This window comes from Microbacterium sp. K27 (assembly GCF_004794435.1).
GTDB classification, from domain to species: Bacteria; Actinomycetota; Actinomycetes; order Actinomycetales; family Microbacteriaceae; genus Microbacterium; species Microbacterium maritypicum_A.
In genome coordinates, this window is record NZ_SSDK01000027.1 from 1 (window position 1) to 9170 (window position 9170).

7 protein-coding genes are annotated in these 9170 nt (G+C 68.4%); all 7 read left to right on the forward strand.

Annotated elements, in window-relative coordinates; all coding sequences use genetic code 11:
• Nucleotides 1-145: 145 nt before the first annotated feature.
• The 7 genes from DW307_RS02030 (at nucleotide 146) to DW307_RS02060 (ending at nucleotide 9066) form a co-directional block, all read left to right on the forward strand.
• On the forward strand, nucleotides 146-457 hold the full coding sequence (locus DW307_RS02030; protein WP_029259848.1) for an FHA domain-containing protein: 312 nt from the start codon (nucleotides 146-148) through the stop codon (nucleotides 455-457).
• Nucleotides 458-500: 43 nt separating this feature from the next.
• Complete coding sequence (locus DW307_RS02035; RefSeq protein WP_029265872.1) at nucleotides 501-5021, forward strand: FtsK/SpoIIIE domain-containing protein; 4521 nt, start codon at nucleotides 501-503, stop codon at nucleotides 5019-5021.
• Between the two features lie 43 nt (nucleotides 5022-5064).
• Nucleotides 5065-6123, forward strand: coding sequence for a hypothetical protein (locus DW307_RS02040; RefSeq protein WP_136023788.1), 1059 nt, complete (start codon nucleotides 5065-5067; stop codon nucleotides 6121-6123).
• Nucleotides 6124-6275: 152 nt separating this feature from the next.
• Nucleotides 6276-6596: a flagellar protein FlgN gene (locus tag DW307_RS02045; RefSeq protein WP_136023789.1), complete on the forward strand. Its 321-nt coding sequence runs from the start codon at nucleotides 6276-6278 to the stop codon at nucleotides 6594-6596.
• 2 nt (nucleotides 6597-6598) lie between these two features.
• Nucleotides 6599-7786: a hypothetical protein gene (locus DW307_RS02050; protein WP_168440971.1), complete on the forward strand. Its 1188-nt coding sequence runs from the start codon at nucleotides 6599-6601 to the stop codon at nucleotides 7784-7786.
• A gap of 39 nt (nucleotides 7787-7825) precedes the next feature.
• The gene (locus DW307_RS02055; RefSeq protein ID WP_021198491.1) at nucleotides 7826-8443 is read left to right on the forward strand and encodes a hypothetical protein; all 618 of its coding nucleotides are present in this window, start codon (nucleotides 7826-7828) and stop codon (nucleotides 8441-8443) included.
• Entirely contained in the window at nucleotides 8443-9066 is a 624-nt protein-coding gene (locus DW307_RS02060; RefSeq protein ID WP_136023791.1) for a hypothetical protein, read from the forward strand. The genes DW307_RS02055 and DW307_RS02060 overlap by 1 nt, the downstream gene beginning before the upstream one ends.
• Nucleotides 9067-9170: the final 104 nt, after the last annotated feature.

Consider the following 9170-nt stretch of genomic DNA (forward strand, 5'->3'; position numbering starts at 1 on the left):
CCGCGCTTGCCCCGGTTGTAGGCGGCGAACTGGGGACTCATGGTCGCCCGCCCCGCCCGCGGCGGAACCGCCCGCCCTTGCAGTACCTGTACCTGCGCCTGCTGCGCCCGCTGCTCCCGCACCCGCGGGCGTCCGTGCGATCCTCGTGCTCGACACGGGCGAGCGCATCGAGGTGCGCGGCACCACGCTCTTCGGGCGGTCTCCGAGTGCGGCCGCCGGCGAGGGGGAGGCGCTGCTCGTGCCGGTGATCGACGACACTCGCTCGGTGTCCAAGACGCACATAGCGGTGATGCCGGCTCGACGAGGTGTCTTCGTCGTCGACCGGGCGTCGACCAACGGCAGCGCGATCATCCGGGGCGGTGCGGAGACGGTCCTCCCGGCCGGACACCCCGCCGAGCTGAAGACCGGCGACACGGTGCGCTTCGGCGACCGGTCCCTCCAGGTGGAGTGGGCATGACCCTGAGTAGTGAGATGCGCCCTCGGCGCGGTGAGGACGAGCGATGAGAGTCAAGCTGACCCTGCGTCGACCCGCAGCACCCCTGACCGATGTGGTCGTGATGGCCGACTCGACGGCGACGATCGCCGACGTCGCGCGTCAGATCGCCACGACCGACCCCGCACGCAGTATCGCCGCGGCTCCGGCCGACGTGCTCACTCTCTCGGTGGCGCCGCCGACCAGCGAGCAGCTCACCATGCTCAACCCCGACCTGCTCGTCGGTGACGCTCCGATCGGCTCCGGCTTCCTCGCCGAGGTGGTCAACGTCGGCCCGAACCGGGTATCGGTGGGAGGAGCCGGCACGCGCCCGGCCGCCGTGCTCACGGTCGTCGCCGGTCCCGCCGCGGGCCAGGAGTTCCCGCTGCCGATCGGTCACTTCCTGATCGGCCGTGATAGCGCGAACGACGTCACGATCGCTGATCCGCTGGTCTCGAAGCGGCACGCTCGTATCGAGGTCGCCGCGACCTTCGTCGAGCTGGTCGATCTGAACTCGGCGAACGGGATCCTCGTCGACGGCGGACTCGTGCAGCGGCTCCGCGTGATTCCCGGACAGAGCTTCGCGCTCGGCGACTGCGAGTTCGTCGTGCACATGGTGAGCGACTTCGACGGATCGGCCAGCGGCGACCCGGTGCTCGAGCGCGGGGGTGCTCTGATGTTCAATCGCAGCCCCCGCGTGGAGGAACGGTTCACGGGGCAGGAGCTGGATGAACCGCGCTACCCACGCGACCAGCCGTCTCGGCTCTTCCCCTGGCCCATGCTCGTCGCGCCGATCCTGTTGGCCGTGACGATGTTCAGCATCACGCAGCGTCCGGCCTCTCTGCTCATCGCCGCCGCCTCCCCGATGATGATGTTCGGCAACTTCATCTCCCAGAAGACCAACATCGGTCAGCGTCTGCGCAAGGAGGCGGAGTCGTTCGAGGAGCAGTTCGAGCGGCTCGAGGAGACGCTCTACCACTCGCACCCGAAGGAGCGGGAGGTGCGGCAGAACGAGGTTCCCGCCGTCGCCGTCGTGTTCGATGAGGCGATGCGCCTCGGACCCCTGCTGTGGACGCGTCGACCGGAGCACTGGAACTTCCTCGCCCTGCGCCTCGGCGTCTGCGAGAGCGAGGCGCGCACGCGCATCAAGCGCACCGAGACCCCGGAGGCGCTCGTCGAGTACGTCGAGCGCGTCGACCGCCTCGAGGAGCGGTACCGGATGATCGACGACGTCCCCATCCTGGAATCGCTCCAGAGCGTGGGATCCATCGGCGTCGCGGGGCCGACGTCGCTCGCGAGCGATGCGCTGCGCGGGATCGCGGTGCAGCTGTTCGGTACGCATTCCCCCAATGAGCTGGTGACCGTCGCCCTCACCGAGCCGGGCTGGGCGAACGAGCTCGACTGGCTCAAGTGGCTGCCGCACACCTCGAGCGAGCGCAACCCGTTCAAGGAGATGCCCCTCGCCGATTCCGCCTCGACGGGCACGGCGCTGCTCAGCGGCCTGGAGGAGATCGTGCTGCGTCGCTCGCGGGAATCGAAGTCCGCGCGGCCGCCGTACGGCGCCGACTGGGATCCGATGCGCTACGGGACCGACGTCAAGCGGGCAGCAGAGGACGCGACGTTCCCCGGCCAGACGGCCATCCTGGTGATCATCACGAACGACGCTCCCGTCGACCGGGCTCGACTGACCCAGATCCTGGAACGCGGCGCCGACGTCGGCGTGTACGCGCTCTTCGTCGCTCCGGTCGTCGAGGCGCTGCCCGCCGCGTGCCGCACGTTCGTCGATGTGAGCTCCGGCCTCGCCGATGCCGTGGTCGGTACCGTCCGCAGCGGCGTGGACTACCGCGGGGTGCAGGTCGAGGGCGTCTCGCACGCCTACATGACCATGTTCGCGAAGCGCCTCGCCCCGGTCGTCGACTCCAGCACGGTGATCGAGGATTCCTCCGACATCCCGAACTCCGTCAGCTTCCTCTCGCTGGTGGGCAACGAGGTCGCCGAGGATGCGAGCGCCGTGATCGACCGGTGGCGTCAGAACAACACCATCATCGATCGCTCCGGTGCTCCGCAGTCCCGGCTCAAGAAGGCCGGAAACCTGCGCGCCATCATCGGGCAGTCGCAGACCGACGCGATGACCCTCGACCTGCGCTCCCAGGGGCCGCACGCGCTCGTCGGCGGGACGACCGGTGCCGGCAAGAGCGAGTTCCTGCAGGCGTGGGTGCTCGGCATGGCCGCGGCCCACAGCCCCGATCGCGTCACATTCCTCTTCGTCGACTACAAGGGCGGTTCCGCGTTCGCGGATTGCGTCGACCTGCCGCACACCGTGGGGCTGGTCACCGACCTGAGCCCGCACCTGGTGCGTCGCGCCCTCACCAGCCTGCGCGCCGAGCTGCACCATCGCGAGCACCTCTTCAACCGCAAGAAGGCGAAGGACCTCCTCGAGCTCGAGAAGCGTCGCGATCCCGAGACGCCACCGGCCCTGGTGCTGGTGATCGACGAGTTCGCCGCGCTCGCCGGAGAAGTGCCGGAGTTCGTCGACGGCGTCGTCGACATCGCCCAGCGCGGTCGTTCCCTCGGCATCCACCTGATCATGGCCACCCAGCGCCCCGCGGGCGTCATCAAGGACAATCTGCGCGCGAACACGAACCTGCGCGTCGCGCTGCGGATGGCCGATGAATCCGACTCGAAAGACGTCGTGGACGATCCGGTGGCGGCGACGTTCCCGCCCTCGCTGCCCGGACGCGGCATCGCGAAGACCGGTCCGGGTCGCCTCGTGCCGTTCCAGTCCGCCTACGCGGGCGGGTGGACGACCGATGAGGCGCAGGTCGCCGAGGTCAAGGTCGCCGAGCTCCGCTTCGGCTCGATCCAGACCTGGGAGGCCGAGCAGGCTCCGGAATCCGACTCCCACGATGAGGATCTCGGACCCAACGACCAGAAGCGCATCGTGGCGACACTCGTGAACGCGGCACGCGAGGCCCGCATCCCGGCGCCCCGGCGTCCGTGGCTCGACGACCTCGAGGGCGCCGTCGATCTGCGCGACCTCCCGGTGCTCGGCGACGGGCAGGTGCTGCTCGGCAAGATGGATGTCCCGGAGCGGCAGCTGCAGGAGCCCGCGTACTTCCATCCCGACAAGGACGGGTCGCTTCTCGTCTACGGGACCAGCGGATCGGGCAAATCGACGGTCCTGCGCACGATCGCGATCGCGGCGGGTTTCGAGCCCGCGCATTCGAACGTCGAGGTGTACGGCCTCGACTTCGGATCGGGTGCGCTGAAGAGCCTCGAGATGCTGCCCCACGTCGGCTCGATCATCTCCGGCGACGACTCCGAGCGCGTGCAGCGCGTGCTGCGTTCGCTGGCCGCCGTGCTCGACGACCGCGGCAAGCGCTTCAGCGCCGCCAACGCTTCCAGCCTGACCGAGTACCGGGAGATCACCGGAAAGGATGAGGCCCGCATCCTGATCCTGATCGACGGGTTCCCGCAGTTCCGCAGCGAGTGGGAGTCGACCACCGCGCGGATGCCGTTCTACCAGACGTTCATGCGCATTCTCGGAGAGGGGCGCCCGCTGGGCGTGCACGTGATCGCGAGCGCCGACCGTTCGGGCTCCGTGCCCACCGCGGTCAGCGCCAACGTGTCGCGGCGCGTGGTCCTGCGGCTCTCCGACGAATCCGGGTACGCGATGCTCAACGCGCCCAAGGACGTGCTCGACGAGCGTTCGGCTCCCGGTCGCGCGATCGTCGACGGGCGGGAGACGCAGATCGCGACGTTGGGCGGCACCCCGAACGTGGCTGAGCAGACCAAGCTGTTGGAACAGCACGCGACGGCTCTGCGCGCGGCCGGGGCGAGGGAGGTGCCGGAGATCGGCGCCCTGCCGACCCGCCTGTCCGTGCGCGATCTCCCGGATCGTCTGGGCGAGTTCCCGGTGCTCGGCGTCGCGGAGGACACGCTGGCCGCACGCGACTTCGACCCTGTCGGCACCTTCGTGGTCGCCGGTCCGCCATCGTCGGGCAAGACCACCGCGCTCAAGGGGATCATCACGTCGATACGGCGGTTCGACCCCGAGGTCAAGCTGTTCCACTTCGGCGGTCGCCGAGCCCAGCTCAAGGGCTACGTCGACTGGACGCGGAGCGCGGTCACCCCGGAGGACGCGAAAGAGCTCGCGAAGGAGATCGCCGAGATCGCCGTCGACGAAACCATTCCGGTGCGCATGCTCGTCATCGTCGAGGACGTGCCCCAGTTCGCGGACGGCCCCGCCGAACGCGAGATGAAGGCGCTCTTCCAGGCGATCAACCGGAGCGATCACCTGCTGGTGGGCGACGCCGACGTCACCCAGGTGACGAGCGGCTTCGGATTCATCGGCGACTTCAAAGCCGGGCGCAAGGGCATTGTTCTCAAGCCGGATGCGTTCGACGGCGATGCGATCTTCAAAGTCCCGTTCCCCAAGGTCAAGCGCACGGATTTCCCGGACGGTCGAGGCATCTTCGTACAAGCGGGACGCCAGGTCACGGTACAGCTGCCACTCATCGAAGGAGACACATGGACGCCAGTCCGCTGAGCGCGAGCGCGCACACGCATCGGTTCCGAAGGAGGGGCGAACGATGACGGTCACCTTCGACGACGCCGCGCTGCGCGCGCGTGTGGATCCGGTGCGTGCGCGGCAGGAGAGCCGTGAGCGTGTGACGAGGGAGGGGCGCCGGTTCGGCGTGGTGCTCGGTTCCGGCTGGGTCGTCTTCCAATCGGTCGTGCTGGTCGTCGGCGCCGGTGCACTCGCGGCCCTGGCCGTCGTGGCCGTGCAGTTCATGTTCGGTGCCGACGGCGCCGATCTGACGACCGTCGTTCTGGCTGTGCTGATGGTGCTGCCGCTCGCGGTCGGCCGCATCCGATCCCACCTCCGGGGTCCGCGCGAGCGGGAGATCGAGGAGTACCGCCTCGAGCAGTTCACAGCGGCGAACGGACTCACCTATCGCACCGGCGAACTCGACCCTGAGCGGCCGGCAGCGTTGTTCGGAATCGGCACCTCGCGAGTCGCCAGCGACATCGTCTCCGGCCCGTCCCCGCGCCCGTTCGAGGCCGCGAACTACTCGTTCGACACCTGGGTCGCCCGCGCGCGCATGCCGCGGGTCGCGAACTACGTCGAGTTCGCGCTGACCGGCTCGCTGCCGCCGATGGTCCTCGTGACCAAGTCACCCGCAGTCGCGGCATCCGGATGGGAGCCGACCGCGCCGCAGGAGCGCGTGCAGATCGAGGGCGACTTCGCCGCGCGCTTCGAGGTCTTCACGACGCGGGCGACGGAGGAGCCGGTACGTCATCTGCTCTCTCCGGACGTGCAGGCGGCACTGACGGCGGTCGCCGAGCGGTGCGACGTCGAAGTCGTCGGCGACCGGGTCTACGTCATCGCCCGACGGCACCTCCCGATGGCTGAGCCCGCGTACTGGGAGTGGATCGAGGATCTCGCCGCGCTGGTGTCACTGCTGGAAGTCCGCGGACGCGCGGAGCAGACGGCGGGTGTCGCGGAGGCGGATCCTGCTCGTCGCACGCGGCGGGAGGCTTTGTTCGCCGCTCCCAAGGGCGGGCGGGCGGCGGCTGTCGGCTGTCTCGTCCCGCTTCTCGTAGGTCTCGCGGCTGCCGCCCTGATCACCAAGATCACGACGGGCTAACAGCGACGGGTCACCCTGGGATGGGGAGTTGTCCCCATCGACCGAAGGGTGATTCTCTTCGTAGAGTTTGCATAGCCGGGGCGATCAGATCGCCGCGACGGACACTTTCAGGGGGCCGGCTCCGCAGCCGGTCCCTTCGATCTGAACGTTTCATGAGGGGGACGGACGTGGGTGACGGCGTCAAGCTGAAGTACGGAGATCTCGAGCCGTTGCAGACCGAATTGAAGAACATCATCGAGGAGTTCGAGCACGCCGGTTCGCGCAGCAACGATCTCGAGAGCGCCGTGGGCTCACCCTACGGCGAGCGTGCGCTGCGCGATGCGGCATCCGACTTCGAGGGGCGCTGGGACGACCGCCGCAAGCAGCTCATGGATGATTGCAAGACGGTCGAAGAGTACGTGGCTGCGGTGATCAAGGGATTCCAGGATTTCGACCGTGACGCCGCATCCAAGTCCGAGAACAGCGGAGGCTGACCGTGTACGAGTACATGCCCATGACCTCGCCGGCGGGTCACCCGATCGGCGCTCTGACCGGTGATGTGGAGGCGATCCGCGATCGGGGGAACTCGCTGCAGGGTCTCGCGAACGCGATGAGCAACTCCGCGACGCTGCTGCAGCGCCTCGTCGACAACGGCGCCGACATGCAGGGCGAATCCGTCGACAAGCTCGCCGAGATCTCCGGAAAGATGCACGCCGAGCTCGGCCGCGCAGCCGACCTGTACGACGCCGTCGCGCCGCACATCGTGCAGTATGCGTCAGACCTCGAGACCTCGAAGGCCGCGATCGATACGATCCTCGACGATCTCGAGACACTGTGGGCGACGTATCAGCAGAAGAAGGATGCCGCATCGTCGGCGGCTGCGCAGAGCCCCGACTATCCGACGGGCGCGGATGCCGACGACGATCAGGCGCGGCAGGCGGCGGAGGACGCGCGTGACGACGCAGCCGAGGCCGCATCGGGGGCGGCGAGCAGCGCGCGCGGCGACTGGGATGCGCGTGCCGGTGACTACGATCGCGAGTGGAACAGCTGGCACACCGCGTTCACCAACGCGGCCAGCAACATCCGTGAAGACACCTCCGACAAGATCGAAGACGGCTTCTGGGACAACGTGGACGGCTTCCTGCAGTTCATGTCCGACTTCCTCGCCGTCGCCGGCATCGTTCTCGCCGTGCTCGCGATCATCGTGGGTGGCCCGATCATCGCCGCCCTCGCCGCCATCGTCGCGGTCGCCACGCTGATCGTGGCCGTCGCGCGGTTGGCGAGGGGCAAGGGGTCGGTCATCGATGTCGTTTTCGGTGTCATCGGGGTCATCCCGCTGATCGGTCCCGCGATCAAGTTCGCGCGTGGTCCGATGGCGATGATCCGCGGCGCGGATTTCGGCGCCGACGGCATGCGGTTCTTCAACGCCGTCGCCGGGCGGGCTCCTCTGAGCACGCTCAGCCAGATCCGCGGCGGATTCACGACGGGTTTCGGCGAGTTCTCCGCTCGACTGTTCACGGGCAACGGCGCCGCGTCGTTCGCCGCGCAGATGACGGGGGTGCAGACGCTCGACATGGTGGGCAACGTCTTCGCTTCGCATTTCGCGATCGCCGGCGGTATCAAAGACAGCGCGGGCGGTGCGTGGTCGGGCACATTCGACCCGGATCAGAATCCGTTCTCGTGACCGACAGCGACGCGAGTCGCCCCATGGAAGACTGAGACGATGAGCAGCCTGCGCGCGGAACTGACGGGAAACTCCGGAACGATCATCCCGCCCTACCGGATGCTCCTCCCTCCGGGATGGGAGGCGTTCGACCTCAGCGAGGCGACCGAACGCGACCTGATCCGTCGGGCGGACGCGCGCCTGCGGGGTGCGCAGAACACGACTTTCGGGCCCGTCCTCGCAGGAAAGGTGCACGAGGCCCTCGAGGGACTGCGGGCACGCCAGGGCTTCGCGTATGCCTTCGCGGGAGAGGCGGCGCCGTCCTGGGCGATCGGTGCGGCGACCCTGGTCGGGCTCAAGCGTTCCTCGACGCCCGAAGCGACGCTGGAGCAGCTCGTCGAAAGCGCGATCCGCCACCACGCCGGCATCGCCATCGGTGAGGGTCAGCGCATCGTGCGGTGGACCGAGCGCCGTGAGGTGTCCCTCGACGGGGAAGACGTCGCGTCGCTGCTGATCAACTACCTGATCCCGATTCCGGGAACGAGGCTCACCGAGGCGGTGCAATGGACGGCCACCGTGACGCATGAGGCCGACCTTCCCGCCGATCACCCGAACCTCACGCTCTGGACGGCACTGTTCGACACCCACGTCAGCACCTTCACATGGACGGTGCGCTGATGGACCTCGCCCTCTCGTACGCGCCTGATCGCATCATCCCGATTCCTGGCGAACGACTCTCACCGCAAGAGCAGGTGACGTGGGCGCGTCAGACGGCGGAGGACTTCGCTCGCGATGCCGGTGCGCACTCCACGGTCGCGGCGCAGATCGAGACCGCCCTGCTCGCGGTGGCGGCGCAGGCCGACGATGACCGAAGGCTCCTGCTCGTCGTGGGCGTCGATGGCGGGGTCGTCGCACCGCTGATGATCTCTGTGATCACGCATGAACTCTCGCGTCAGGAGCAGGCTGACTTCCTCTGGTCGAGCACCGCGATCCTGCCCGTCACGCCGAGACTCACCGAAACCGACGCGCTCGGCACCGGGTTCTCCTCCACCCTCGCGCAGCGGGAGAACGGTCTCGACTTCGCGACGCGCCGCTGGATCTTCTTCGGTGAGGGTACGACCGTGTGCGCGATGCTCGGTCCTGTCGTGCCCTACGGGATGGCGTTCGTCGAGCCGTTCGCCGAGGCTGTTCTCACCACTGCTTCGCTCAGCGATTTCGTCCCGCGGTCCGACCCCGAGCGTCTCGAAGAGCTCGTCTCCGCCGTGGTGCGCCCGGGGGACGACTGGGTGCTGAACGGCTGACCCCGCCCCGACACGCATCGAGCCCTGTGCGGGGATGGGGAGTTGTCCCCATCGACGGTGGTGCTTCACCGTACCTCGACCGTGAGGGAGCCTCGGAGCGGGCC

What these genes read in the sequence shown, in the direction of transcription:
- DW307_RS02055 (WP_021198491.1), top strand. Translation starts at nt 7,826, where the DNA reads ATGAGCAGCCTGCGCGCGGAACTGACGGGAAACTCCGGAACGATCATC.
- DW307_RS02060 (WP_136023791.1), top strand. Translation starts at nt 8,443, where the DNA reads ATGGACCTCGCCCTCTCGTACGCGCCTGATCGCATCATCCCGATTCCT.
- DW307_RS02045 (WP_136023789.1), top strand. Translation starts at nt 6,276, where the DNA reads ATGAGGGGGACGGACGTGGGTGACGGCGTCAAGCTGAAGTACGGAGAT.
- DW307_RS02035 (WP_029265872.1), top strand. Translation starts at nt 501, where the DNA reads ATGAGAGTCAAGCTGACCCTGCGTCGACCCGCAGCACCCCTGACCGAT.
- DW307_RS02040 (WP_136023788.1), top strand. Translation starts at nt 5,065, where the DNA reads ATGACGGTCACCTTCGACGACGCCGCGCTGCGCGCGCGTGTGGATCCG.